23 protein-coding genes and 1 pseudogene are annotated in these 25,994 nt (G+C 37.2%); 13 read left to right on the top strand and 11 right to left on the bottom strand.

Translation table 11 applies throughout. From position 1 onward, the window contains the following. Window positions 1–90: 90 nt before the first annotated feature. Window positions 91–345: a hypothetical protein gene (locus ACFSFW_RS04950; protein ID WP_304220185.1), complete on the top strand. Its 255-nt coding sequence runs from the start codon at window positions 91–93 to the stop codon at window positions 343–345. A 38-nt stretch (window positions 346–383) separates the two neighbouring features. Here ACFSFW_RS04950 and sspO read toward each other — a convergent pair whose 3' ends face one another. Then, a complete protein-coding gene (gene sspO / locus ACFSFW_RS04955) occupies window positions 384–533 on the bottom strand; it encodes a small acid-soluble spore protein SspO (protein WP_077617929.1) in 150 nt (49 codons plus the stop codon). Between the two features lie 219 nt (window positions 534–752). On the opposite strand from sspO, the gene acnA reads away from it, so the two are divergent. The 6 genes from acnA (at window position 753) to ACFSFW_RS04985 (ending at window position 5,575) form a co-directional block, all read left to right on the top strand. Further along, window positions 753–3,461 carry an aconitate hydratase AcnA gene (gene acnA / locus ACFSFW_RS04960; RefSeq protein ID WP_304220184.1) on the top strand — a complete coding sequence of 903 codons (2,709 nt, stop codon included), beginning with the start codon at window positions 753–755 and terminating at the stop codon, window positions 3,459–3,461. A gap of 133 nt (window positions 3,462–3,594) precedes the next feature. Next, window positions 3,595–4,119, top strand: a complete 525-nt coding sequence (locus tag ACFSFW_RS04965; protein ID WP_304220183.1) for a TlpA family protein disulfide reductase — start codon at window positions 3,595–3,597, stop codon at window positions 4,117–4,119. A 160-nt stretch (window positions 4,120–4,279) separates the two neighbouring features. Beyond that, complete coding sequence (locus ACFSFW_RS04970) at window positions 4,280–4,411, top strand: FbpB family small basic protein (protein WP_010282194.1); 132 nt, start codon at window positions 4,280–4,282, stop codon at window positions 4,409–4,411. Between the two features lie 100 nt (window positions 4,412–4,511). Next, window positions 4,512–4,649: an acid-soluble spore protein N gene (locus tag ACFSFW_RS04975; protein WP_010282192.1), complete on the top strand. Its 138-nt coding sequence runs from the start codon at window positions 4,512–4,514 to the stop codon at window positions 4,647–4,649. Window positions 4,650–4,777: 128 nt separating this feature from the next. Continuing rightward, window positions 4,778–5,011: a small acid-soluble spore protein Tlp gene (gene tlp, locus ACFSFW_RS04980; protein ID WP_304220182.1), complete on the top strand. Its 234-nt coding sequence runs from the start codon at window positions 4,778–4,780 to the stop codon at window positions 5,009–5,011. A 138-nt stretch (window positions 5,012–5,149) separates the two neighbouring features. Continuing rightward, window positions 5,150–5,575 carry an acyl-CoA thioesterase gene (locus tag ACFSFW_RS04985; protein WP_304220181.1) on the top strand — a complete coding sequence of 142 codons (426 nt, stop codon included), beginning with the start codon at window positions 5,150–5,152 and terminating at the stop codon, window positions 5,573–5,575. Window positions 5,576–5,609: 34 nt separating this feature from the next. Here the strand turns inward: ACFSFW_RS04985 and ACFSFW_RS04990 are convergent, their stop codons facing one another. After that, window positions 5,610–6,797 (bottom strand): CapA family protein, encoded by a 1,188-nt coding sequence (locus tag ACFSFW_RS04990; protein WP_388035651.1) that lies wholly within the window; start codon window positions 6,795–6,797, stop codon window positions 5,610–5,612. Window positions 6,798–6,990: 193 nt separating this feature from the next. Between ACFSFW_RS04990 and ACFSFW_RS04995 the strand changes: the two genes are divergently transcribed. Next, window positions 6,991–8,775, top strand: coding sequence for a S9 family peptidase (locus tag ACFSFW_RS04995; RefSeq protein ID WP_388035654.1), 1,785 nt, complete (start codon window positions 6,991–6,993; stop codon window positions 8,773–8,775). A gap of 66 nt (window positions 8,776–8,841) precedes the next feature. Here the strand turns inward: ACFSFW_RS04995 and plsY are convergent, their stop codons facing one another. Continuing rightward, window positions 8,842–9,453 (bottom strand): glycerol-3-phosphate 1-O-acyltransferase PlsY, encoded by a 612-nt coding sequence (plsY, locus tag ACFSFW_RS05000; RefSeq protein WP_388035657.1) that lies wholly within the window; start codon window positions 9,451–9,453, stop codon window positions 8,842–8,844. Between the two features lie 281 nt (window positions 9,454–9,734). Here plsY and ACFSFW_RS05005 point away from each other — a divergent pair, with 281 nt between their 5' ends. The 4 genes from ACFSFW_RS05005 to ytvI all read left to right on the top strand — a co-directional run bounded on the left by ACFSFW_RS05005 (window position 9,735) and on the right by ytvI (window position 16,021). Beyond that, window positions 9,735–10,148, top strand: a complete 414-nt coding sequence (locus ACFSFW_RS05005) for a CoA-binding protein (protein WP_388035659.1) — start codon at window positions 9,735–9,737, stop codon at window positions 10,146–10,148. A gap of 228 nt (window positions 10,149–10,376) precedes the next feature. Then, on the top strand, window positions 10,377–12,359 hold the full coding sequence (parE, locus tag ACFSFW_RS05010; RefSeq protein WP_388035662.1) for a DNA topoisomerase IV subunit B: 1,983 nt from the start codon (window positions 10,377–10,379) through the stop codon (window positions 12,357–12,359). A 6-nt stretch (window positions 12,360–12,365) separates the two neighbouring features. Next, a complete protein-coding gene (gene parC / locus ACFSFW_RS05015) occupies window positions 12,366–14,810 on the top strand; it encodes a DNA topoisomerase IV subunit A (RefSeq protein WP_388035665.1) in 2,445 nt (814 codons plus the stop codon). A 155-nt stretch (window positions 14,811–14,965) separates the two neighbouring features. Beyond that, window positions 14,966–16,021, top strand: coding sequence for a sporulation integral membrane protein YtvI (ytvI, locus tag ACFSFW_RS05020; RefSeq protein ID WP_304220199.1), 1,056 nt, complete (start codon window positions 14,966–14,968; stop codon window positions 16,019–16,021). Window positions 16,022–16,051: 30 nt separating this feature from the next. Here ytvI and ACFSFW_RS05025 read toward each other — a convergent pair whose 3' ends face one another. After that, the gene (locus ACFSFW_RS05025) at window positions 16,052–17,233 is read right to left on the bottom strand and encodes an alanyl-tRNA editing protein (RefSeq protein WP_388035669.1); all 1,182 of its coding nucleotides are present in this window, start codon (window positions 17,231–17,233) and stop codon (window positions 16,052–16,054) included. A gap of 136 nt (window positions 17,234–17,369) precedes the next feature. Here ACFSFW_RS05025 and ACFSFW_RS05030 point away from each other — a divergent pair, with 136 nt between their 5' ends. Continuing rightward, window positions 17,370–17,627 (top strand): hypothetical protein, encoded by a 258-nt coding sequence (locus ACFSFW_RS05030; RefSeq protein WP_388035672.1) that lies wholly within the window; start codon window positions 17,370–17,372, stop codon window positions 17,625–17,627. Between the two features lie 94 nt (window positions 17,628–17,721). On the opposite strand, the gene ACFSFW_RS05035 is transcribed toward ACFSFW_RS05030, so the two are convergent. The 7 genes and pseudogenes from ACFSFW_RS05035 to ACFSFW_RS05070 all read right to left on the bottom strand — a co-directional run bounded on the left by ACFSFW_RS05035 (window position 17,722) and on the right by ACFSFW_RS05070 (window position 25,749). Further along, on the bottom strand, window positions 17,722–18,066 hold the full coding sequence (locus tag ACFSFW_RS05035) for a hypothetical protein (protein WP_388035674.1): 345 nt from the start codon (window positions 18,064–18,066) through the stop codon (window positions 17,722–17,724). 368 nt (window positions 18,067–18,434) lie between these two features. Next, complete coding sequence (locus ACFSFW_RS05040) at window positions 18,435–19,214, bottom strand: SDR family NAD(P)-dependent oxidoreductase (protein WP_388035677.1); 780 nt, start codon at window positions 19,212–19,214, stop codon at window positions 18,435–18,437. Window positions 19,215–19,443: 229 nt separating this feature from the next. Further along, window positions 19,444–19,704 (bottom strand): annotated as a pseudogene (locus tag ACFSFW_RS24245) (tannase/feruloyl esterase family alpha/beta hydrolase). 52 nt (window positions 19,705–19,756) lie between these two features. Further along, a complete protein-coding gene (locus ACFSFW_RS05055) occupies window positions 19,757–21,325 on the bottom strand; it encodes a SagB family peptide dehydrogenase (RefSeq protein ID WP_388035683.1) in 1,569 nt (522 codons plus the stop codon). A gap of 21 nt (window positions 21,326–21,346) precedes the next feature. After that, on the bottom strand, window positions 21,347–23,290 hold the full coding sequence (locus ACFSFW_RS05060) for a TOMM precursor leader peptide-binding protein (protein WP_304220198.1): 1,944 nt from the start codon (window positions 23,288–23,290) through the stop codon (window positions 21,347–21,349). Beyond that, complete coding sequence (locus ACFSFW_RS05065; RefSeq protein WP_388035686.1) at window positions 23,290–25,254, bottom strand: putative thiazole-containing bacteriocin maturation protein; 1,965 nt, start codon at window positions 25,252–25,254, stop codon at window positions 23,290–23,292. Before ACFSFW_RS05065 ends, ACFSFW_RS05060 begins: the two co-directional genes overlap by 1 nt. A gap of 174 nt (window positions 25,255–25,428) precedes the next feature. Further along, complete coding sequence (locus ACFSFW_RS05070; RefSeq protein WP_388035689.1) at window positions 25,429–25,749, bottom strand: heterocycloanthracin/sonorensin family bacteriocin; 321 nt, start codon at window positions 25,747–25,749, stop codon at window positions 25,429–25,431. Between the last annotated feature and the right edge of the window lie 245 nt (window positions 25,750–25,994).

The following is a 25,994-nucleotide window of genomic DNA, read 5'->3' on the forward strand; positions in this document are numbered from 1 at the left end:
CCACTTTTTTATGCGACCTAAGTTCTGAATGATTTTCTGGAAAAAAGGTAAGCTATAATTGCAGTAATTACCTTAAGGGAGTTGAACAATATGCCGTATTATAAGGATAAACAGCAAGCTTTCCAAGCAGCACAACAAGGAACAGAGGAAGCGAAAGATGTGTATGCAAATATCGTAAGCAATGATCCTGACTATGGTGCTCATTTAAAGCGATTGAAAAATGAAGTGAATGAAGCCTATCAACAAATTGAAAATGCATTAGAAGTGGCATCTGAGCATCAGAAGGCCAAACTTGAACAGTTTCAATCCGACTTGCAATCCATCATGAATGAAGTTAACGAATAAAAAAAGCCCGCATTAAGCGGGCTCGCCAAATTATATGATTATTGATTTTTCTTTCGCTTTTTATTATTTTGTCGTTGTTCTGCCGTTAATGGCTCATTAGCAAATTCCTCATTATATCCCGCACCTATACCTTGGGCACTTGCGTCATTCATTCCTGGTCGTACATGGTTCGCTTTACGCTTCGACATGCTTTTCACCTCCGACCTTATTTTATTCTTTTTTCACTAAATTATCCTACAAGTCAATAAGAAAAACTTATAGAGCATTATAACAATCTTGTTATTTACTTATGTATATAGTTATATTAATATATGTATGCAGGGAAATTAAATGGGGGAGTATAAAATCTCTTACATTTCGACAATTATTTAAAATTGCGTTATTATTTATACAAAGGGGGCATACATATGGCAAAGCATGATGTATTTAATGCACGTTCTTCTTTTGAAGCAAACGGCAAAAAGTATAACTATTATAGCTTACAAGCATTAGAAGATGCGAAAATTGGTAACGTTTCAAAATTGCCGTATTCCATTAAGGTTCTTTTAGAATCAGTATTACGTCAAGTTGATGGAAGAGTAATTACAAAAGAGCATGTTGAAAACTTAGCAAAATGGGGAACTGATGAATTACAAGAGGTTGATGTACCATTTAAGCCTTCTCGTGTAATTCTTCAAGATTTTACTGGAGTACCCGCTGTAGTTGATTTAGCTTCACTTCGTAAAGCAATGGCTGACATGGGGGGAGACCCACAAAAAATCAACCCAGAAATTCCAGTTGATCTCGTTATTGACCACTCTGTACAAGTTGATAAAGCAGGTACACTAGATTCATTAAAGTTCAATATGGATCTAGAGTTTGAACGTAATGCAGAGCGTTATAAATTCTTAAGCTGGGCTCAAAAATCATTCGATAACTACCGTGCTGTACCACCAGCAACTGGTATCGTTCACCAAGTTAACCTTGAATATTTAGCAAATGTTGTTCATGCTGTTGAAGGTGAAAACGGTGAATTTGAAACATTCCCTGATACACTTGTTGGTACTGACTCTCATACTACAATGATTAACGGTATCGGTGTACTTGGATGGGGTGTAGGAGGAATTGAAGCAGAAGCAGGAATGCTTGGTCAACCTTCATATTTCCCAGTACCTGAAGTTATCGGTGTGAAATTAGTAGGTACATTACCAAACGGTACAACAGCTACTGACTTAGCACTTAAAGTAACTCAAGTATTACGTCAAAAGGGCGTTGTAGGTAAATTTGTTGAATTCTTCGGTCCTGGAGTTTCTCAACTTCCACTTGCAGACCGTGCAACGATTTCTAACATGGCTCCAGAATACGGTGCTACATGCGGATTCTTCCCAGTAGATAACGAAGCGTTAGAATATCTTCGTTTAACAGGCCGTGACGAAGAGCAAGTTAAAGTTGTAGAAGAATATAGTAAAGCTAACGGCTTATTCTATACACCAGATGTTGAAGATCCAACTTTCACAGATGTTGTTGAAATCAATCTTTCTGAAATTGAAGCGAATCTTTCTGGTCCTAAGCGTCCGCAAGATTTAATTCCACTTTCAAAAATGAAAGAAGCTTACCAAACTGCATTAACAGCAACTGGCAACCAAGGATACGGTTTAACTCCTGAAGAAATCAATAAGGAAATTACCGTAAAGTTCAACGATGGCGAAGAAGTACAAATGAAGACTGGTGACATTGCAATCGCTGCAATCACAAGTTGTACAAATACTTCAAACCCATACGTAATGTTAGGTGCTGGTCTTGTTGCGAAGAAAGCAGTTGAAAAAGGCCTAGAAGTTCCTAAATATGTAAAAACGTCTTTAGCACCTGGTTCTAAAGTTGTTACTGGCTATTTAGAAGATTCAGGATTACTTTCATACCTTGAAAAGCTTGGCTTTAGCACTGTTGGTTATGGCTGTACTACATGTATTGGTAACTCAGGTCCATTAGCTCCTGAAATTGAAAAAGCAGTAGCTGAGAATGACTTAGTAATTACATCTGTTCTTTCTGGTAACCGTAACTTTGAAGGACGTATACATCCATTAGTAAAAGGTAACTACCTTGCATCACCACCACTTGTAGTGGCATATGCACTAGCTGGAACTGTTGATGTCGATCTTGAAAAAGAACCAATCGGTAAAGATAAAGACGGTAACGATGTATTCTTTAAAGACATCTGGCCTACTGCAGAAGAAGTTAAGGCAGAAGTTAAAAAGACTGTTACACCTGAGCTATTCAGAAAAGAATATGAGCGTGTGTTTGATGATAATGAGCGTTGGAACGCAATTGAAAGTACTGACGAAGCACTTTATGTGTGGGATGAAGATTCAACATACATTCAAAACCCACCATTCTTCGAAGGCTTATCTAAAGAACCTGGTGAAGTTAAACCATTAAGTGGATTACGTGTAGTTGGTAAATTCGGTGATTCCGTAACAACTGACCACATTTCACCAGCAGGTTCAATTGGTAAAGATACACCAGCAGGTAAATACCTACAAGAAAAAGGTGTTACACCTCGTGACTTTAACTCTTATGGTTCACGTCGTGGTAATGACCGCGTTATGACAAGAGGAACTTTTGCGAATATCCGTATTCGTAACCAAATCGCTCCTGGTACAGAAGGTGGATGGACTACTCACTGGCCAACAGGCGAAGTTATGTCTATCTATGATGCATGTATGAAATACAAGCAAGATGGTACTGGCTTAGTTGTTATCGCTGGTAACGACTATGGTATGGGATCTTCTCGTGACTGGGCTGCGAAAGGTACTAACCTTCTTGGCATTAAGACAGTTATTGCTGAAAGCTTCGAACGTATTCACCGCAGTAACCTTGTATTAATGGGTGTACTACCACTACAATTCAAACAAGGTGAGAATGCTGAAACTCTTGGCTTAACTGGAAAAGAAACAATTGAAGTTCAAATTGACGAAAATGTAAGACCTCGTGACTATGTAAAAGTAACAGCTACTGACGAAGAAGGAAACAAGAAAGAATTTGAAGTACTTGTTCGTTTCGATAGTGAAGTTGAAATTGATTACTACCGTCACGGTGGTATCCTACAAATGGTACTTCGCGAAAAAATGAAAGGTTAATACCCTTTTCTAACTTAGGCAGTTTTGTGGATTTCACAAAACTGCCTTTTAATATTGTCCTTTTACATGGGTAAATTGCTATAATGATAATAGGGAAAACCTTTGATATTGCTTAAATTTACGGAGGATTCAAATGGTTAAAAAAATTATTATTCCACTTATTCTAATTGGCCTGATCGGATATGCTGTTTTTGATTTTGTAGAAGATAAAAAAAGAGGGACAACCGGTATTGAAATTGGTAATATGGCCCCAGATTTTGAACTTCAACTATTAAATGATGAAAATGAAACAATTCGTTTATCGGATTTAAAGGGCAAGAAAGTTGTTGTGAACTTTTGGGCATCATGGTGTAAACCATGTCGAGAGGAAATGCCTGAGATTCAAGAGTTTTATGAAAACAAAAGTGAAGATATTGAAGTGCTTGCAGTCAACATGACAGCTTCTGAAGTAAAGGCAGAAAACGCACATAAATTTGTTGAAGGAAAAGGTTATACATTTCCACTTTTAGTAGATCCAGAAAATCAAGCAAGTAGTGATTATAAGGTATTAGGATTACCTGAAACTTTTTTCATTAACTCCGATGGTACGATTAATGATTTTATAAAAGGACAGATGGACCTAGAAATGTTAGAAGCTAAAGTAGAAAAATTAAAGTAAAACATGTGAACCAACTCGATTTGGTTCTTTTTTTTATGCCTTTTTTAGTGAAAATGCACTTTTTTCTAATTTTTAAATAAATTTTCGAAAATTTGTAATAATTTAATCGTTTTTTGGAGATTATTACTATTACAATGGTAGATAGAGGAAGGTGAGAATATTGAGAAAAGTAAGAAAGGTTTCATTTGCAGATTTGGTTAATGAAAACAAACAGCAATTATTAAAGGACCAAGAAGCAATGGAGCGTATTGAGGCGAGACTTGAGCAAAAAAGATTAGAAAAAGCTGAGTAAATTTCCCATCAAATCTTTTATTTGGATAGAGTATCCACTCTTCTTTTTACATGAGAAAGCCCTTTCCGGGTGATAATGTAAAGGAGGAGGGGTAAATAAAATGCCGAAAAATTATCATAATCAATTTAAAAATAACCAAATTGGTACACAACCACGTGGATTTGGTGGAAATAAAGGGAAAAAAATGCAGGATACATCAGGAAAGCATGCTCAAGTTATGCAAACTAAAGGTGAATAATGCTACCATTAGCACACACGGATAAAAGGACGTTTTCAAAAACGTCCTTTTATTTTTTTTCCAGAAATAAAATGATCATAACTGAAGCAAAATAGAGGTGTATTACTAATACATAGGAGGAATAAGAAATGACGCACAACAGATCTAAACCAGATGATAGAAGTGATAATGTAGAAAGACTACAAGACATGGTCCAAAACACAATTGAGAACATCGAGGAGTCACATGATGCAATGCAATTTTCAAATGAAGAAGAGCGTCAGAGAATCGAGGCAAAGAACGAACGCCGTGAAGAATCGATAGCTGCAATGCGCGAAGAAATAAAAGACGAAGCTGCCGCTCGCGAAAATGGTTATAAGTAAAAAACTTGTAGAGTATGCCACTTTTTTTATGGCGTACTCTATTTTTGTAATTTCTAATTAAATCATTTTTAGGGCTTTTCCAACTTATGTTACTATATATGTAAAGCATCTTTAGAACAAAATAGGGAGAGGTTAGAATTGCTCATTTCAAAAAAAGAAGTCGAAGTACGTTACGCAGAAACAGACCAAATGGGTGTTGTCTATCATGCCAATTATTTAGTTTGGATGGAACTAGGTAGAACACAATTAATTAAAGATTTAGGTTTTAGCTATGCAGCAATGGAGAGCGACGGCATTATTTCTCCTGTAATTGATCTACAGGTTTCCTATAAAAAACCATTACGATATGGTGAAACAGCTTTAGTGAAGACGTGGATTGAACATTATGACGGTCTAAGAGTCATATATGGCTATGAAGTTGTACGCCCAGATGGAGAAGTATCAGTAAATGCGACATCTTCACATGTTTGTGTGAAAAAAGATTCATTTCGTCCAATTTCGATTAGAAAACATTACCCTGAATGGCATAAGGCATATGAAAATGCAAAAAAGCAGGTTGAATAAAAAAAACAAGGCATTTAAGTGCCTTGTTTTTTAGTTACTGTTCTTGATTAAGCCATTGATTCATATGGTTGGTCATTTCATCGTATTTACTTGAAGCATTGCTTAATCCGACGGCGCCGGCATTTTCGAGAGGTACTACCTTAAAGTTTCTGTTATGACTGTTTGATACAAACGTTGGTGTAAATTGCGGGTTTTGAATGCGAATGATGGATTCATCCTTTGATTTTACTTCTTTGACAATTTCAACTTTTAAAACCCCGCCAATATCCTTATAATCCCACATCTGTCCAGATAAGAAATTACCTAATGAGTATATAACGAAGGTTTGATTTCCATCCTTACCTGTTAACCAATCCATCGGTTGTAAGACATGAGGATGGTGACCAATAATGAGGTCAACCCCTTCATCTGCAAGCTGTTGTGCTAATTGTTTTTGTTGATCATTCGGGAGTAATTGATACTCATTTCCCCAATGCATACTTACTGATACGAGATCAGCAATCTCTTTTGCTGCTTTTATATCTTTTTTTATGAGTTCCATGTCAATTAAGTTAACAAGGTGATCTTTTCCCTTAGGGACAGGAATTCCATTTGTCCCATAAGTGTAGGAAAGAAATGCAATCTTAATTCCATTTTGATCTAATACCCTAATTCTACTTTTATCTTCAGGACTCTGGTACCCTCCTGTATATTCCATTCCGATTTTGTTCAAGTAATTTGTAGCACTAATAATCGCCTTCTCACCGCGGTCTAGGGTATGGTTATTCGCAATAGAAACTATGTCTACACCAGCATCCTTAAATGCATCAGCTACCTCATATGGGCTGTTAAAACTCGGATAAGTAGATAATCCGATTTCTGTTCCACCAACAATTGTTTCTTGATTGGCAATCGTAATGTCTGCGTTTTCGAGTAAGTCCTTCACATTTGAAATCATTGGCTTGAAATCATAGCCATTGTCAGTTTTTGCATCATTATATACGGTAGAATGAATCAAAATATCTCCGATTGCTGCTAATGTTATTGATGTTGTAAACGGTTTGAAATTCTGCTCAGTCTTTTTGAATTCATGAGTTTGAGCAATATAAGCCCCTGTTTTTGAATTTGCTTTCACGTTATTTAGAGTGAAATAAATGCCCAATGGGATAAGTAATAGAATCATTGTACTAATGAGATATTTGGTGCTAAATAGTGCCCTTTTTTTCCTTCTGCTTCGTCTCATATAACATTGCTCCCTCACCAGAGTATGATAATTCTACTATAATACAAAACTATGAAAAAATGTTAGAAATTTATCGAATATTGTCAATGATTTGAAGGATGTTTCATCTTTCGAAATAAATTGGCAGGAGAATTTAGAAAACTGTCGAATTATTTGCATGTGGATTGAAATCTAAAGAAGTAGGTGTTTAAGGATGAAATTTCAAAAGCCTGATGTAGAGCAATTTTTTAAAACCTTTGGAATCCAGAATTTTACGATTAGTCCCGACGAAAAACAGGTAGTATTTAGTACAAACTTAAGTGGAAAATATAATCTTTGGGGAATCGACCTGCCTAATCATTTTCCATATCCATTGACTTTTAATGATCAAAGCTGTCAAGAGCTTACTTATGATAAAAATGGTAAATTTTTAATTGCGGGATTTGATAAGGATGGTGATGAAAATACACAGTTATATGCTATTCAGCCGCAAGGAGGGGAATTAAAGCCTATACGAATTCAGGAAGGGCACCGACATATGATTGCAATCCTGTCCAAGGATGGGAAGAAATTATACTATACTTCAACGAAGAATAATGCAATGTGTTTGAATTCATATTGCTATAACCTCGAAACAGAAGAAGAGTTGGTTATGAACGAAGGAAAAGATGCAGCCACCTACTTGTTAGCGCTTAGCCCAGATGAAAGTAGTCAAATATACTTAAAGCATTTTGCCAATACATTTTCCTTAGCCTTTTTACATAAAGAAGGCAACGAAGTACGCTTAACACCAGAGACAGAGCAACAGCACACCGTATCTGATGTCCTATTTACATCTGATACTACGATTTACCTAGTAACGGATTATGATGATGACTTTTCATATCTTGCTAAATATGATGTGACAACAAACACATTCTCTAAAGTTGCTTCGTTCGAAAAGGAAGAAATGAAATCAATTAAATATAACAAACAATCTCAAACAATCTACATTGTGAGTGAAAAGGGTGTTGAGGATTTTCTCTACGGATATCATATTGAAACAGGAGAAGTAGAAAAGTATGATATGCCTTCATCCGTAATTGAGAAACTAATTGTAACAGAAAATGACAACCTGTATGTCCTTGGGCGTTCTGCTACAAATCCGTTTAACATCTATAAGCGTAGTGCTACTGAAAATGTGTGGGAAGCCATTACGAACTATGGAGTTCCTGGAGTAAAAGAAGAAGAACTTGTTCAGCCTGATGTAATCACTTATCCTTCTTTTGATGGTTTAGAGATCGAGGCGTTATTGTTTAAGGCAAACGAGGATGTTTCAAATGGACATGTCATTTTATGGCCTCATGGTGGGCCACAGGCTGCAGAACGAAAGTCATTTAGGGCGATGTTTCAATTTCTAGTGAATCGGGGTTATAGTATTTTTGCGCCGAACTTCCGTGGTTCAACTGGATATGGCTTGAAATTTGCGAAAATGGTAGAGGGCGACTGGGGACATGGTCCTCGTCTCGATAATATCGAAGGACTTGAATGGCTAATTGCGAATGGATATGCAGACCGTGAAAAAATTCTTCTGTTAGGTGGTAGCTATGGTGGATATATGGCACTCTTGCTTCATGGTAAACACCAAGACTACTTTAAAGCTGTCATTGACATCTTTGGACCAAGTGATTTGTTCTCGTTTATTAATTCGGTTCCTGAGCACTGGAAGCCTGTTATGAACCAATGGGTTGGAGATCCGGTGAAAGATCGTGAGAAGTTAATAGAGTTTTCACCTATTACCCACTTAGAAGGTATGGTAAAACCGATGTTAGTTATCCAAGGGGCAAACGACCCGCGTGTTGTAAAAGCGGAATCTGATAAAATCGTACAGGCATTGCAAGATAAAGGTAGGGAAGTTGAATATTTGGTTCTTGAAGATGAAGGGCATGGCTTCTCGAAGAAGGAAAATGAAATCAAAGTAAATCGAAAAATACTAGAGTTTTTTGATCGATTTATTTAAAAAAGAAAGACGTGTGACTATCGATGGTCACACGTCAATTTTCCTTATTCAGGACATAAGCTCTGTTTATAGCCATTTAATTTTTGGTTCTGTTTTATTCTTAATTCGAGCGATGTTTGCTCGGTGTCGATAGAACACGAAAACGGCAAGTAATGAGACAACAATGATTAGCGGGTAATCTGTTTTAATAAAAATACTATAAACAATACTGAATGACACGCAATAAATGGAAACTAGCATAGAAGATAGTGAAACCATTTTCGTCAATTTTAAGAAGATAAAAAAGCATAGTAAAGTTGTAATAAAAAGGATTGGGTTATAACCTAACAGTACCCCACCAGAAGTTGCGACTGCTTTTCCACCTTTAAAACCTGCAAAAATTGGGTACATATGACCTACAACAGCTACCATCCCAACTAATAAAGGAAAATAATCTGGAAATGACCCATTTAATAATAGAGTGGGAAGTAGAGTTGCTAATGTCCCTTTTAAGATGTCTGAACTAGTAACGATTAAGCCAGCCTTTTTTCCAAGTGTCCGAAACGTATTTGTCCCACCTAAATTTCCGCTACCATGCTCCCGAATGTCTATACCATAGCCAATCTTCCCAACGATTAATCCAGAAGGAATCGAACCAAGAAGATAAGCAAGGAGTATAATAATAATATTAAGTACCATACTCTTAACTCCTTTAATAAAATAATAAAGATAAGTGCTTCTTGACACATTGTATCATTCTTTATCGATAATACCATGCTTGTACAAGTATTCTCATTATACAAGATATTTTTACTTACAATGATTTTTTCTTTTAATTTCGACAAAAAAATATTGAAAAACGCTGATGAAATATTCAAATATGTTGAAAATCAAAATTAATGCAGGAATATCTAGGCTTGGGACCGAAATACTATGAGAGATAATATCTGTTAGAATATTTAAAGGGAGGACCCAATAAAATGTCATTGGAAATTCCGACTCGTGCTGAACTCGGTAACATTTTAAAGAAAAGTAAAAGGATTGCTGTTGTTGGTTTATCTGATAATCCTGAAAGAACTTCCAATATGGTGAGTAAGGCTATGCAGGATGCTGGGTATGAAATCATACCTGTAAATCCAACTATTGACGAAGCATTAGGTGTAAAAGCCGTTAAATCAATAAAAGATATCGAAGGACATATTGATATTGTGAATGTTTTTCGAAGATCGGAATATTTAATGGATGTGGCGAAAGAATTTGATGGTATTGATGCGGATGTGTTTTGGTCGCAGCTTGGATGTGTTAGTGAAGAAGCATACAACTATTTGAAGGAACGTGGGATTACTGTTGTAATGGATCGTTGTATAAAAGTTGAACATGCTTTGACAAAATAACAAACCATGAGATAAAATCCTTGTTCTTATACAAGGATTTTATCCTTTTCGCGAGAAAGGTTTGCGAAATTTCGATAAAGATATAAAATAAAAGGTGAGGCATTAAAAAACAAAACATTTGTTCTGTTAAGTAAGAAATAACTAAATTAGTGATACTACTTATATAGAGAGAGGCTATTTATTAGCTATGTACTTGGGTGAAAGGTTAAAAGCCCAAGTGTTTTGTATATGAAAGGGGTATGTTTTTTGGCGAAGCAACAATTTGACTACAATGATGATGCAATACAGGTACTAGAAGGCCTTGAAGCTGTTAGAAAGAGACCTGGTATGTATATTGGAAGCACTGATGGTAAAGGACTTCACCACCTCGTTTATGAAATTGTAGACAACTCGGTCGACGAAGCCCTATCAGGTTATGGGAATCACATCATTGTTAGAATCCATAAAGACAATAGTTTAAGTGTCCAGGATAAAGGACGTGGAATGCCAACTGGCATGCATAAAATGGGTAAACCAACACCTGAGGTTATTTTTACTGTGCTACATGCAGGCGGTAAATTTGGACAAGGTGGGTATAAGGCAAGTGGAGGTCTCCATGGGGTTGGAGCATCGGTTGTTAATGCATTATCTGAATGGCTTACAGTCACGATTAAGCGTAATGGATTCGTATATGAACAGCGCTTTGAAAATGGTGGCAAACCTGCTACTACTCTTGAGAATATCGGAAAAACAAATCAAACGGGTACCACTATTCATTTTAAGCCGGACCCTACGATTTTTAGTACGACTACATTTAATTTTGAAATATTGAGTGAGCGCTTAAGAGAATCAGCGTTCTTATTAAAAGGGCTAAAGATTGAGATTTTTGATGACCGCAATGATCTCCATGAGGTTTATCATTATGAAAATGGGATTGAAGCGTTCGTAGAATACTTGAATGAGGAAAAGGATGTGCTACATCCTGTCGTTTCTTTTGAAGGGGTTCAGAACCGAATTGAGGTAGATTTTGCGTTTCAATTTAATGATGGGTATTCAGAGAATATCTTATCCTTTGTAAATAACGTAAGAACAAAGGATGGAGGTACACATGAAGTTGGATCAAAAACAGCATTGACCCGTGCATTTAATGAATATGCTCGTAAAACAGGACAATTAAAAGAAAAAGATAAAAATCTTGATGGTTCTGATATTCGCGAGGGATTAACGGCGATTGTATCCGTTCGTATTCCTGAAGAATTATTGCAATTTGAGGGACAAACAAAAGGAAAGCTTGGAACTAGTGAAGCACGCTCAGCTGTCGATTCAGTTGTTTCTGAAAACCTCGCTTATTTTCTAGAAGAAAACCCGGATGTAAGTACCCTTCTAGTTAAAAAATCGGTAAAAGCTGCTCAGGCAAGAGAGGCAGCAAGAAAAGCAAGAGAAGAAGCAAGAAGCGGAAAGAAACGAAAGAAATCCGAAGCGTTATTAAGTGGTAAACTAACTCCTGCCCAGTCTAAAAATCCAGATAAAAATGAACTTTATCTTGTCGAAGGTGATTCTGCTGGAGGGTCTGCTAAACAAGGACGTGATCGTCGTTTCCAAGCAGTACTTCCGTTAAGAGGTAAAGTTATTAACACAGAAAAAGCAAAGCTTGCCGATATCTTTAAAAATGAAGAGATTAATACAATCATTCATACAATTGGCGGTGGCGTTGGAGCTGATTTTACTATTTCTGATATCAATTATGATAAGATTGTTATCATGACAGACGCAGATACCGACGGTGCACATATTCAAGTATTGCTTTTAACCTTCTTTTATCGATATATGAAGCCATTAATTGAAGCGGGTAAGATATATATTGCGTTACCACCGCTTTATAAGGTAAGTAAAGGAACAGGTAAGAAAGAAGTCATTGAGTATGCATGGAATGATAATGAATTAAAACATGCTATCGCTAAAGTCGGAAAAGGGTATATGATTCAACGCTACAAAGGTTTAGGAGAAATGAATGCCGACCAGCTTTGGGATACAACAATGAACCCTGAAACGAGAACGCTAATTCGAGTCCGTATCGATGACGTAGCAAGGGCTGAACGAAGAGTAACAACACTCATGGGCGATAAGGTTGAACCGCGCCGTAAGTGGATTGAATCAAATGTTGCCTTTGGTCTTGAAGATGATTCGAATATTTTGGACAATGAAAATTTATCGGTCGTAGAAGGGGAGTAACAAAAAATGGTACAAACAGAACAATTCCGTGATCTACCTCTAGAGGAGGTAATTGGAGATCGCTTTGGTAGATATAGTAAATATATTATTCAAGATCGTGCTTTACCAGATGCAAGGGATGGTCTTAAACCCGTTCAAAGACGAATTCTTTATGCCATGCATGTTGAAGGTAATACAGCTGAAAAAGGCTTTCGTAAATCGGCTAAAACGGTTGGTAATGTAATTGGTAACTACCATCCTCACGGTGACACATCTGTATATGATGCAATGGTTCGTCTAAGTCAGGATTGGAAAGTTCGGAATGTCCTGGTGGAAATGCACGGAAATAATGGTAGTAATGATGGTGATCCACCAGCAGCCATGCGTTATACGGAAGCGCGTCTTTCAAGTCTTGCTTCCGAGCTGTTACGTGATATTGAAAAAAACACTGTTGAATTCATTCCGAACTTTGATGATACAAGTAAAGAACCAGTCGTATTACCTGCGATGTTCCCAAACTTACTTGTAAATGGTTCTACTGGAATTTCAGCAGGTTATGCTACAGATATTCCGCCTCATCATCTAGGAGAAGTTATAGATGGAGTCATCAAGCGTATAGACAATCCAGACTCAACTGTTGATGAACTCATGGAAGTGATTAAGGGCCCTGATTTCCCAACAGGTGGTATTATTCAAGGGATTGAAGGGATAAAGAAGGCCTATGAAACAGGAAAAGGAAAAATCATTGTCCGTGGAAAAGTAGAGATTGAGGATCTACGCGGTGGAAAACAACAAATCGTTGTCACTGAAATACCATATGAAGTGAATAAAGCAAATATGGTTAAAAAAATTGACGAGATTCGATTAGACCGCAAAGTAGAAGGCATAAATGAGGTACGTGATGAAACAGACCGAACAGGTTTAAGAATCGTGATTGAATTGAAAAAAGAGGCAGACGCACATGGAGTGCTAAACTTCCTCTATAAAAATACTGATCTTCAAATAACCTATAACTTTAACATGGTTGCTATTATGGACAGACGACCAGTATTGATGAGCCTGCCAAAAATATTGGATGCATACATTGCCCATCAAAAAGAGGTTATTACCAATCGGTCTCATTATGAACTAGAAAAAGCACGTGAACGTCAGCATGTTGTTGAAGGTCTTATTAAGGCATTATCCATCTTAGATGAGGTTATTGCGACAATTCGTGCTTCAAAGGATAAAAAGGACGCAAAAAATAATTTAATCGATAAATTTGGATTTACAGAACCGCAGTCTGAAGCAATCGTTTCCTTGCAATTATATCGCTTAACAAACACTGACATCACAGCACTTCAGCAAGAATATGATGAGTTAAATAAAAAGATAAGTGAATTAGTTGAAATCCTACAAAATGAACGCAAGCTATTTCAGGTCATTAAAAATGACCTAAAGCGGGTGAAAAAAACCTATGCAGATAATCGTCGTTCAAAAATAGAAGACGAGATTGAAGAAATCAAGATTAATCTTGAAGTTTTAATCCCTTCTGAGGATGTAATCGTAACTGTCACCCAGGACGGTTATGTTAAGCGGACAAGTCCTCGATCATATGCTGCATCAAACGGCCAAGATTTTGGCATGAAGGATACAGATCGACTGTTACACAAATTTGAAATCAATACAACCGATACATTATTACTCTTTACAAACAAAGGGAATTATTTATATATCCCAGTGCACGAGTTACCTGATATAAGGTGGAAAGATCTAGGACAACACGTTGCCAATATCATAAGTATTGATCGTGATGAATTCATTATAGAGGCACTCCCTGTTACGAATTTCGAGTTGCCAGAATATCTACTCTTTATCACCAAAAACGGTATGGTGAAAAAGTCAGAGCTGACTATGTACAAAGCACAACGTTATTCAAAACCACTCGTTGCAATTAATCTGAAAAACGATGATGAAGTTGTATCTGTTCATATCACAAACGGGAATATGGATGTCTTTTTAGTTACACATCTAGGGTATGGACTCTGGTTTGGAGAAGAAGAAGTCAACGTTGTTGGTGCAAGAGCAGCAGGCGTTAAAGGTATTAACCTTAAGGATGGCGATTATGTTGTTGCCGGTTCTATAGTACCACCATCAACGCCAGCTGAGATAAGTATTGTTACACAGCGTGGAGCAGTCAAGAAGATGAAAATCACAGAATTCGAAAAAGCAACAAGAGCAAAACGTGGATTAGTTATGCTTCGTGAGTTGAAAAATCATCCACATCGTATTGCAGGCGCACATTTAGTTACAAATCTAGATGAACTTTTCCTTAAAACACAAAATGGAAAAATCGAATCAGTCGAAATAAAATCCTTACGTCCAAATGATCGTTATAGCAACGGTTCATTCGTAGTTGATACAGATGAAGCGGGAGAAGTAATTGATACATGGATTGTCACAAGTGAGGAAAATTCCGACGAAATAAAATAAAAATCGAAAACAGCTACTATAAGGTAGCTGTTTTTAATTGTGAAATAATATTGTCAACTCAGAAGCATCTATTTTGAAAAATATTTATATTTTAAATATGCCTGCTTTACTGTACAATAATTTTATAAGGATAGAGAGTGGGTAATTTTGCGAAAATGATTAAAAAATATATTAATAAAAGAAATATACTTCTTGTTATATTGGCTGTTGTTTTATTGTATTTATTACCAATGTCAATTTCATTGATTTTGGCCTTTCTTACTGCTCTTTTATTGGAGCCAATTGTCAATTTACTAATAACAAAATACCGGTTTAAACGAATATACTCGGTTACAGTAACGTTTGTTATTTTTATGGTGTTTGTTTTATTTTTAGGATACTTATTAGTCAATGTCATCATTAATCAACTGATCACAGTCGTGAAAAATATACCGTTTTATGTTTCAAGTATTGATACAGACCAAATTATTGCAACCTTTGAAAAGTTTGAAACTTATTTTGAAGATTTACCTAAGGAAGTCTTGGATTCTATTATGAATACCCTGTATTCCTTCCAGGATTTATTAATCGTTGCAGCAAGGAATTTAACAGAGGGGACGTTTAGTTTTGTTTCAAGTCTTCCTCAGCTATTATTAGAGCTAATTGTATATTTAGTAGCAGCTTTTCTTTTCATGAATGATCTACCTGGAATTAAAAACAGGCTTAAAGATATGCTGCAGGAAAGCTCTATTGAAAAAATGAAGATTGTAACAACACAATTGAAAAAGATATTTGTCGGCTTTTTAAAGGCCCAGTTAGTTCTAAGTGGTGTAACTTTTGTTATCACTTATATTGGACTTTGGATTTTAGATGTTAAGTATCTTCTCATTGTGTCATTGCTCATTGTACTAGTCGATTTACTTCCGATATTAGGTACAGGATCATTTATCGTTCCATGGGCCATTTTTGTATTAATTAACGGAAATACGAAACTTGGAATTGGATTATTGATTCTTTTTGTACTTATAACCGTGATTCGAAAAATTATCGAGCCGAAGGTTTATTCGCAAAGTTTCGGTATCAGTGCTTTAGCAGCACTGATCAGTATGTACCTAGGGTTTAAAATAATCGGTATTGTTGGATTATTACTTGGTCCACTAATAGTGATTCTTTATGATTCTTTAACAAAAGCTGGTGTAATTAATCTAAACTTTAAATCAGATAAACTATAGAAAAAAGCTACCATTGAAGGTAGCTTTTTCTTATAAAGATTCTTTTATTTTTGTTTCTAAAAAGCGCTTAAATGCTTCCATATCTTCTAGGTTATCGAATGCAGCTTGTGCGGTTGTATTATTGCCGCCACCTTTTCCATTAAAGTTTTTAAGCTCTTGTTTAAATAACTTTCCACACTCAATGGGAAGTGTTCCATTATGGGAGATAAGTAGTTTGTTTTCTAGTGTAGATGTAAAAATCACACATTGATTGGACGCCTCATTAATTTGTTTTGCAATTCCTTGAAGTTCTTTTAAAGTTTTTTCATTGAATGATTGGATAATGATTGAATCATTATGAGTTTGAATAAGCTCCTGAGCAAGGAACTGATTAAGTTTCCCTTTTAACTCCTCGATTTCTCTCTGGAATTGTTTGTTATCTAGTTCTATTTTAGTGATTTTTTCGATTAGCCCTTCACGATTCGTGCTATATTTGTTTGCTAAGGTTGTTAAAACACTATGTGTAGCTTGATAATCCTCTAAAGCACGGCCACCGAAAATAAAGTATACACGTGTATTTCCTTTGCTTTTTTCCGTTTTTAAAAGCTTCATGAGTCCTAATTCGCCAGTTCTTGACACATGTGTTCCTGCGCATGCAGATGTATCAATACCATCAATTTCAACAATGCGCATTTCATCTCCTTCAACGTCAGGTGTTTTTCGAAGAGGAAGGGTACTCGCTTGTTCTTTAGAAACAAAATATGTTTTAATTTCACGGTTTTCATAGATAGTTTTATTGACCTGATTTTCAATATGTAGGAGCTGATCAGCATCAAATTCAGAAACACTTAAATCAATTGATACGGTATCTTTCCCTAAATGAAAGCTTGATGTGTGGGCATCATACTCTTCAATACAGATGGCTGATAACAAATGCTGGCCAGTATGCTGTTGCATATGGTCATATCGCAGTTTCCAGTCAATTTGACATTCTACAGTCCGGTTTTCCGGGGGATGGGGGAGTTTATGGTACACCTCTCCGGCTTCTGAATAGACATCTAAAACTTGAATATGGTCAATTTGTCCAGAATCAGATGGTTGGCCACCACCTTCAGGGTAAAAAGCGGTGTCCTGAAGGGTTACAAGACAATAATTATCTTTTTTTATAATATTTGTTACAGTGGTTGTCCATTGTGTTAAATAGGGATTTTCATAATATAACTTTTTTGTCATCTAATTCTCGATCCTTTCAATACCAGATAATTAAAACATACAAGAAACGGAATAAAGATTCAATGATTAAAGCTGTTAGTTGTTATAAATAAGAGGGAGGAAGAGCAATTTAATGATAAGAAAGGTGGAACAATGAATGGATGAGAATAAATTGATTATTGGAGAAATTGAAGAAGAAGCATTTGTGTTAACGCAATTCAAGCACATGAATACACAATCTGTAATAAGCAAGGAGAGGCTAGGAGCGATTTGTGATTACTTATCAAGAGAAGTAGATAGTGGGGAACAGGAGCATTATATTACCTTAAATGACCAAATGCCAATTAGGCTTAATCAAGCTGAGATGAGGGAGTTATTAGATGAGTTTATGAACATACGTGGGAAGTTAAATTAAAAGATGGGAAGATAAGGTTTAGAAAAAACCTTCAAGTTTAACATAATTATATTATGTAAACTAGAATATAAGGAAACAAGAGGGAGGGTTGGAACTAACCATTTTGATATTTTTTAATGATAACTTCCATTCCGATCTCAATTAATGTGTTTGTATGTGTATGAAGTCTCCGTGCACGATCTTTTAGTTGTTCATATTGTGAATTACTAAATGTTGTGCCCATTTTGATGCGATCTTTAGGTTTAACTGGGGGTTTAAATTCTTTAGGTTTCTTATAAGTATCTAATACGTAATCAATTCCTTCAGTTAATAATTGATTAAACGGAACTTGTTTGTGGTTTGCAATTTCTTTAATTTGTTCAAGTAAACTGCGACTAACAGTAGTATTTTTGGTAACACGATCGGCATTATGATGTCTAATTTTACTTTCATAAGGCATTTGTAGATCAGCTCCTGAATGAATCAAAGTGTGTAGTTGGATATGTAAGTTAATGAAGAACGCAAATAATAAAGCTTATGGGAACTGTGTTAACTTGATTATATCATGGATTTGCTGTTAAATTTACAATCTTATCTAAGTTCCTAGAATAGATATTATGTAAACTAAATAATAACTCCACAAAACATAAGTATAGCCTTTAGGTGTATATAATTAAAAGCAGTGTAATTTCTGATGTGAAATCCACTGCTTCTATTCTATATATGATTTTATTATTAGTTTTTCAAATACGAGTAACTTTAAAGAGAAACAGATTAGTATATAATATACTTCACTTATTGACCATTCTAGATTCTAGGCAAACACCTTTATTTTGTGACGATGGAAACTCCACCATCAACAATAATATTTTGACCTGTTACAAAGGAAGATTCTTTAGAAAATAACCAGGTTACCACATCTGCCGCTTCGGAAGAGGTCCCCATTCTTCCTAGGGCATTCAGGCTGTTGTACTTTTCTTCTAACCATTCTGATTGCTCTTCGGTCAAGTTATCAAATTTTCGTTCGATCATTGGAGTCCTGATTGCACCAGGTGTAATGGCATTAACTCGAATACCTTTACTTCCATATTCTTGGGCGACTCCGCGGGTTAATGCCAGAATTCCACTTTTCCCAGCTGCATATGCTGTCGTGTATGCCGAACAAATTAAGGCATCCAGGGATGATGTATTAACGATTGAACCACCACCATTTTCAATCATAGCTTGCAGCTCATACTTCATACACAACCAAACTCCTTTGATTGTAGAACCCATCATATGATCGAAGTCTTCTTCACTGAATTCATGTGTCAATGCAGGTGTACCTTCCGCATTTCCCGCATTGTTAAATGCAAAGTCGATTCTTCCAAATGTGTTCACTGTTTCTTTTACCATCTGTTCTACTTCTATTCCTTTGCTTACATCAACTGATAGAAAAAGAACATGTGGACTAATCTGTTTGAGTTTTTCTAAGGCTGAGTTTCCGCGTTCCCTATTACGACCTACTATGACAACTTTTCCCCCCTCATGAAGTAATCGTTCAGCTACGGCTAGTCCAATTCCAGAAGTTCCTCCGGTAATAAGCGCCACTTGATTTTCAAATTTCACACCATCCACCCCTTGTGGTTAGAATTATCTAAATTTTAACACAAAGGGAACCATAACAAAAAACTTTATTTAATTGAATGTTAGGTGCTGTTACTAGTTATTATAAAAAACTTATTACTTACGGTACTGTTCCCTACTATTAATACTAAACTATTAGCAATTGTTACAAATGATAGAGTTAAACAACAAAACCCGCGGCAATATAATATCCACGGGTTTTGCTTGTATTCTATGGTTTTTCGCAATTAAAGCTAGAGGCAGAATTGATATCACCGCTGCCCTTATACTCCGGATAAGTAGGATACTGACACACCGGTCTGGTACGTCCGAAGGTGTTAGAATTTGATCCGTCCCTTTAAGAGTGCCCGGATCCTTGTCTTGTGTGACCCAAGTGTCCAGCGCTTTTACTAGATCTACCTTCAATTTGGTTTTGGCCAAACCTCTCAACAAGTTGGTTATAGTAGGCAATCGAGCAGTCTGGAGTTACCATCTCGTCTTCCGTGCCATGGAGTAAAATGAATTTGCCACCATTCTTTTGGAATTTAGCAACGTAAGCTACCCCTTAACCATGGACGAGTTCGATAAGGACCTATTGGTATTTGGATTAAACTTGTTTTTTTATGTGAATCCATTTTGTAAATCTTATCGCTAATATTCGCATTAAATCCAAGAAGTGGGTGTCCTCCCCACCCAATTGCTGTGGCCGCCAAAAGTAATCTCTGCACCAGCATTCCAGCCTCCATTTGTTGAATCCGGTATCCTCTTAGGCCTAGTGACGTTTTTAAGTGATCTCTATCTCCTGCCACGTGAAAGCAGAGTGGTACTTGGATCAAATTTACATTATCTGCAGACATTCCGTATTGAAGGGTAAGTCGTTGGTCTCCAGGCTCTATCTGTCGTAACGAATGAGTATTGCTATCATAAAAATATGCAGCATCCGGAATTCCCTCTACATTATGAAAACAGCCATACAATGAGATACGGGAATCCTGCCCTTTTATTTCGCTGTCCAAATCATTTCGATACGCGAAGGAATTGGTTGCCTCTTGTAGTAAACAAGCCAATTCCAGTTGGTTTACCTTTCCAAAAGTGAAATCCATGTCTGGTGAAAAACGCTTTTGCAGGACCGACGCAAGGTCGTACGTTAAACGATTCACTTTAGGAAGAGTCACTTTAGGACCTCGACAAAATATTCTCTCCTCGGGCTTGATTTTATAAACTGATTCCGTTGATTCAATAAAAGACTCTTTATTCAACTTTGTTAAGATTGGGTGTTCTTGTATCCTCTGTGATCGTAAATAGTAATTATTATTAATTTCGTTCAATTTAGTAGCCAATTCCACAGAATCGACGTTCCCGTATCTGTCACTTTGATTAATATTCCAGTTTGTCGCTTCTACAGTAAGTGGGATTACCGCATATATGCTTTCTTCTTTTTCGGATAGCCCAAGAAGATGATTGATTGCCTTATCAAGGAATTGGAAGTACACCCCTGTCTCAAACCCAAACCGTTTTGCTACTTCGAGTAACTGTCCAATCAGAACACCCGTATCCAACCCTTGTAAACGGAAGGAAAAGTTGTTGTATTTAAAGAAATTTTTCCAAAACATTGTTGATATAAAAACTGTACCAAAACATGTAGACAAATCAATGCGGTTACCAAGAGCTTGGTTGATATAAAAATCGAAATTGCCTTCTCGTAGTAATACCAATCGATGGTGTGCTACATCATAGTGGTATACCCCAACAGGCAAATCCTCCAATTTCAGATAAACGTATAATTCGTTTGGATATAAAGCTCCACCGGAAGGTACATACCGTCTGTACGACTGCATTAGTTCAACGTCTTGATCCGTTGTGAAGACGGATTGGCTTATTTGACTAAGACCGAATACATACCAAAGAAAATGCCCCATTCTGCTATGAGTAGGTTTGCTGGGGACATCCTGCTCTTCTAGCTTCAACGGGACATCTAAAGTCATTGGAAAACTCTGCAAATCACGGTATAATTTATATGTCAAAGGTGAATCATCCCAATCGACTACCTTATCTGGCGGGCTTACTTTATCAATGTCAAAATGTAAGTTGTGCAGAAATTCATCCAGACTCATCCTACTACCTCCTAGTCATACTTACGGAAACGGGTGTGGATGTGGATTAAGCTGTTCTAGTGTAAGAGGATGATTCTCATACCCTAGTTCCATCGGTACCCTCAATACTCTCTCAAGTCCAGTTATTCGAGTAAGATGGTGTCCGAATGTCATCGGTAACATTCCTGGTATTATTACCTTTACACAGTGAAGTCCATTTCGTAGGGTTTCCGATGTTGTTTGATCCACAACAATTACATCGAGTTTCAATCGACGAAACTCCTGGAGTATGTCTTTAAGATCTTCGGTAAGGTCTGAATGTGGCATCTTCAACTTGAACTCCTCGGCAAATGTTCGCAAAGGACGACTTTCGTGCAGCAAAAACTTTAGTCGCTCTTCCGCTTGTGGCAATCCATAGAGCATGCCATGATCATCCATTTTCCGAACAAGAGAAGAATCTTGCAACATAGTAACATACTCTCCCTTGTTATCTTCGAATTTTTCGTCAAGCGTGAGCATCATACCGGACAATTCATGAACTGCGCTTTTTACAGCTCGAATAGGGTCAGGATGCGCTCCTGCTGCACAAATAATATTTAATCCAACTTTCTTTCTGTTTTTTGCCAATGCCCATACGCTTGGAATTCCGTGTTCCATCGTCGAGTTGAACAAAAATATTTCATATCCTGCCACTGCACGTATACGATCTACCATTAACCCCAATTCCCGATCGTTAGATGAATATGGGTCTATTTGGGGGAGGGACATTTGCGCGTACCAGGTCATCAAAAATGAATCACGTTCCACTACTTCCATTATTCCGTAGAAAATAGCCTCTTCTAAGCTTCCGCCTAATGCACATCCGTTTGAGGTTTCATAGACAAACCCCTCCCCATCGCCTAAACTGTAATAGGCAAGCAACTCTGGAACAAGAATTGGTCGGTCATGCAAAAGTGAATAGCCCCATACCCAATTCATTGAGCGATCAGGATCAAACGGTTTAAATGGAAAACCAGGTTGAGAATATTTTTCCGGTTCATGAATGCCTACTGTGAGAGGATTTAGTGCTTTTCCTTCTAAATTGCGGAAACTATCATGTATGACAGTTCTTTTGCCACGTGGAGCAAGACCACAGTACCGCTCCAAGCCTTCTAATATTGCAGTCAATTCACTTACTTTGTATGAATGAGTCCGTCCGGCAACTCCCTCGTCACCTATCAACAAAGGCAAATTAACACCTACATCGGCAAAAGGCGGCAAGAGGTCATACATCTTACCATTTAAAAAGCCAGTCTTAGGATCCAAATAGTCATTTACTAAAAATGTTTCTAAGTCGTCTATGGAACGGCATCGATAACTGTCAAGGCTGGTCTTAGGAGTTGGTTGGAGAGTAATTTTGGCACCATCTGCTGAATCTTCGGGAAGTCCGCCGCAAACTGAACAAAGAGGGTTAGAAAGAAAGGAATGCCATGAGCTTTTTAGAGTTTGCAAGTTCATTAATAGCAGTTTTCCCTCTGAGTGAGGGATATTTCCTCCTAGAATCCTCTGGACCTCTCCAACTATCAAATAAGCCATCTGCAAAAGACCCGTGTTAGATGCCCAAACATCACGAGTAATTCCTCTTTGTTCCGCAAGGTGTTTCTGCATATCCTGCATTTCTATTCGGTCACGGCCAGCCATGAATCGTCTCATGTCAGCGCATTGGGAACAACCTGTGGAACCTGGACGAACCAACGGACCAACCACACCCTCACCAAATGAAACAAAACCTCGTAACCAGGGGATTCCCTTAGGGCGTAGTAACTCTTCTGCCTTTTGATAGATTGAGGGATTCCAGGCTTCATGCAATACTAAAATCAAATTAGTCTCTTCTGGTATTCCTGAGTCGAGATCGGAATGACGAATTAACATGTAATGGGAGGCCAATTCTTCGGACACATGATCCGCTAAAAAACCTTCTCCGATAATCACCACGTTAGGATTCATCATGTTGACTCCACCTTTCGCAAAAGAACACTACACAGTTCAACTTGTTCCTTTTTCCAAAATGGTTCGATTTGAAGTTCAAATACCAATATTTGTTTATTGTTACGTTCTAATACTTTTAAAGCGGAATTCAAAATCTCAGCATGTATCATCCCTTCAGAAGAAGGAATTTCAAGGTTTAATGGAACAGATTCCTCCAGATGTACCGAAGAAACTTCCAATGCATGAGATGTTCGTAAATCCCCAATGTTTTCTGCCTTCATAATCGCGTGTTCTAACGCGTTTTCCAATGCCTTTGTGATAGTCAATCCTATACCGCTATACCAGCTGTTATTAGTACCAATCCAAACAACAGGGAATCCAGAAACTTTCTCCCCAAAGCCGACAACCGGTGCTCCATTCAACCTAGTCAATACCTGCATATAAAACTGACAGTGCTTATCTTCTAATGATTTCAATTCAACAAGTGAAACAGTATGCTTCCTTTCTACATTATTTTCACTTAGTTCCTTAACTAAACACTTTTGCAATCCCCTGCATACACTTTCTGCTAACGTTTCCCCCATTCCTACACCGATAAATTCGTTTTTTTCTTCAATACTAGCATCTACTTCATTTTGTGGTAGAGTTTTAAAGAAATGATTAAAAAGTTGAGACACATGGGCTTCAATTCCAATCAAACCTGCTTCCCTCCGAGCCTCCACATGAGTCAAACCAGCACAGACTATCTCTGGCAACAGCTTAGCCGGCCCCTCTGACAAAGGGTCTGCTGCCTGAACCCGGCAGAGTGATAAGGGAAGTTGCTTCAAATCCCCTTCTTCCCAGGTATGAAGAATTCCTGTTTCAGGTGATGTCAAATGATTGAATAATAGAAACAATATATCCACATCACCACCGCTAACTTTTTCTTTAATCCGTAAATCTAAATCGTGTATCCGTTTAGCTTCTGCAAATCTCGACACAAAGGGGTGTGGGATGAAGGAATGCCAGTTACCCTCCAGTGTATTTAGATTAAGCAAAAAGAATTGATTATCCTCTTCTTCCAATTTAGTTCTTCTGGTAACCTCCTTGAATAATTCAAAGACGATTACATTTGCAAGCATTGCTCCTGCTATTTGAGAGAAATTGGATAACGGCTGTTCGTTGTGAAGTGCAGATTCGTGTATGCGCCTCCATGCAGATTCCCAACATCCCTTAGATTCAGGACGTACTAGAGGACCTGCCATACCAATGTGTTCTAAACAAATAGCGGGGAGAAATCCCTTCTTCTCTTCTGTACAAATCTTATTAAGAGCCCGCAATTCCTCAACATTACCCTCTTGTGACACATACAAAATGAATTGAAATTCTTCCACGATTTTCCGCCATGAACTCATCCCATCCTTCTGTGGGGTTAACTCATTTACCATTACTTCTGGGTCGGTTTGACGTGCATGTACAACGTGTTCTGACAACCTCTTTCTATTAGTGGATACTTGATCGGTAATAAATACATGGAATTTTGGTAATCCTGATTCGAGTAATGCAGATACCAAAGATACTAAAAATGGACCAGATCCAACTACCAAAACTTTTGACTGACGATAAAGTTGAAAGCGGTATGCGCTTGAATCTCCGAAATTTTCTAGGAATTCAATTTGAGATGCATACTTCTTAGTAACATGAGGTTGCAATTGATGCGGCAAATCTTGACTTACATCCTGAACAAATCCGTTACGATACAATGCTTCTGCGATTTCATATACCCGTTCTCGATATGGTTCGGGTAACCCTTCTGTTAAATTCCCTAACGTGTATTCACCATTGAACATCGGTATTAGCTTTTCAACCCATTTATCAATTGTATTTCCTTCCATACGGAACGAACTTGTATTGTTCCGAAAATATACTCCATTGTTTGCATTAGGGAGAAAAAACGTGTCCCTTTTTACCTTGAGACGCATAGAAGGGGTTAATTTTGTCATTTCGTTCCTCCTTTACAAAATATCCAATTAGGGATTCTATATCATCACTTCACTATAATCCTATGTACAGAAATTTGTCTTATATGTCTAATCTTAGAGAGAAAGCCCCTAAAGCAATTACTTCAGGGGCTGCACTTTTTAATAGGCTAGATTAGTTTAGTAATTACATTCGAATTAATAACCTCCACAACGGTGTCCGCCTCCACAGCGTCCTCCGCCTCCACAACGGTGTCCACCTCCACAGTTTCCACCACAATTAGAGCAACTAAAGCAGCTGAAACAACGGAAACAATTAAAGCAACTAAAGCAGTTAAAGCATCGAAAACAACTAAAGCAACTTGAACATCGTCCAAATGTACCGAATCCACCAATTCCACCTATTTGTCGGGCAGATTCATCATAATACAGATTTGGGTCCCAAGGAACTGCATCACTCGAATGGAAATCCCCAACATTCAACATTTGGAGTTCATTTTGAAAATTGTTCACGAACATTACCTCCGATTATTCATTTAATAAGGGGTGAAAGTACTTTTAAAAGTAAATAGAACGAACAAAATAGAAAACTAAAATGTTTAAGTTATATTGGAAATAATTCAAAGCCTTTCCTCAACAAACTATGAACGATTATTGGGTATTGTGCCTGATTCTAATGCCTATTTTTAATTGGAAAAGGTGAAGATTATGACTTTACCAAAAAGAGATGCTTATAGAATAGCTTGTCCATGCAAATGACCTCA

It is taken from the genome of Ferdinandcohnia salidurans, assembly GCF_042680725.1.
Classification (GTDB): domain Bacteria; phylum Bacillota; class Bacilli; order Bacillales; family Bacillaceae_L; genus Ferdinandcohnia; species Ferdinandcohnia salidurans.

What these genes read in the sequence shown, in the direction of transcription:
- acnA (WP_304220184.1), top strand. Translation starts at nt 753, where the DNA reads ATGGCAAAGCATGATGTATTTAATGCACGTTCTTCTTTTGAAGCAAAC.
- ACFSFW_RS04995 (WP_388035654.1), top strand. Translation starts at nt 6,991, where the DNA reads ATGAAATTTCAAAAGCCTGATGTAGAGCAATTTTTTAAAACCTTTGGA.
- ACFSFW_RS04990 (WP_388035651.1), bottom strand. Translation starts at nt 6,797, where the DNA reads ATGAGACGAAGCAGAAGGAAAAAAAGGGCACTATTTAGCACCAAATAT.
- parE (WP_388035662.1), top strand. Translation starts at nt 10,377, where the DNA reads ATGAAAGGGGTATGTTTTTTGGCGAAGCAACAATTTGACTACAATGAT.
- ACFSFW_RS05065 (WP_388035686.1), bottom strand. Translation starts at nt 25,254, where the DNA reads ATGACAAAATTAACCCCTTCTATGCGTCTCAAGGTAAAAAGGGACACG.
- ACFSFW_RS05060 (WP_304220198.1), bottom strand. Translation starts at nt 23,290, where the DNA reads ATGAATCCTAACGTGGTGATTATCGGAGAAGGTTTTTTAGCGGATCAT.
- ytvI (WP_304220199.1), top strand. Translation starts at nt 14,966, where the DNA reads ATGATTAAAAAATATATTAATAAAAGAAATATACTTCTTGTTATATTG.
- ACFSFW_RS05055 (WP_388035683.1), bottom strand. Translation starts at nt 21,325, where the DNA reads ATGAGTCTGGATGAATTTCTGCACAACTTACATTTTGACATTGATAAA.
- sspO (WP_077617929.1), bottom strand. Translation starts at nt 533, where the DNA reads ATGTCGAAGCGTAAAGCGAACCATGTACGACCAGGAATGAATGACGCA.
- ACFSFW_RS05070 (WP_388035689.1), bottom strand. Translation starts at nt 25,749, where the DNA reads ATGTTCGTGAACAATTTTCAAAATGAACTCCAAATGTTGAATGTTGGG.
- tlp (WP_304220182.1), top strand. Translation starts at nt 4,778, where the DNA reads ATGACGCACAACAGATCTAAACCAGATGATAGAAGTGATAATGTAGAA.
- parC (WP_388035665.1), top strand. Translation starts at nt 12,366, where the DNA reads ATGGTACAAACAGAACAATTCCGTGATCTACCTCTAGAGGAGGTAATT.
- ACFSFW_RS04965 (WP_304220183.1), top strand. Translation starts at nt 3,595, where the DNA reads ATGGTTAAAAAAATTATTATTCCACTTATTCTAATTGGCCTGATCGGA.
- ACFSFW_RS05005 (WP_388035659.1), top strand. Translation starts at nt 9,735, where the DNA reads ATGTCATTGGAAATTCCGACTCGTGCTGAACTCGGTAACATTTTAAAG.
- ACFSFW_RS05035 (WP_388035674.1), bottom strand. Translation starts at nt 18,066, where the DNA reads ATGCCTTATGAAAGTAAAATTAGACATCATAATGCCGATCGTGTTACC.
- ACFSFW_RS04950 (WP_304220185.1), top strand. Translation starts at nt 91, where the DNA reads ATGCCGTATTATAAGGATAAACAGCAAGCTTTCCAAGCAGCACAACAA.
- ACFSFW_RS05025 (WP_388035669.1), bottom strand. Translation starts at nt 17,233, where the DNA reads ATGACAAAAAAGTTATATTATGAAAATCCCTATTTAACACAATGGACA.
- plsY (WP_388035657.1), bottom strand. Translation starts at nt 9,453, where the DNA reads ATGGTACTTAATATTATTATTATACTCCTTGCTTATCTTCTTGGTTCG.
- ACFSFW_RS04975 (WP_010282192.1), top strand. Translation starts at nt 4,512, where the DNA reads ATGCCGAAAAATTATCATAATCAATTTAAAAATAACCAAATTGGTACA.
- ACFSFW_RS05030 (WP_388035672.1), top strand. Translation starts at nt 17,370, where the DNA reads ATGGATGAGAATAAATTGATTATTGGAGAAATTGAAGAAGAAGCATTT.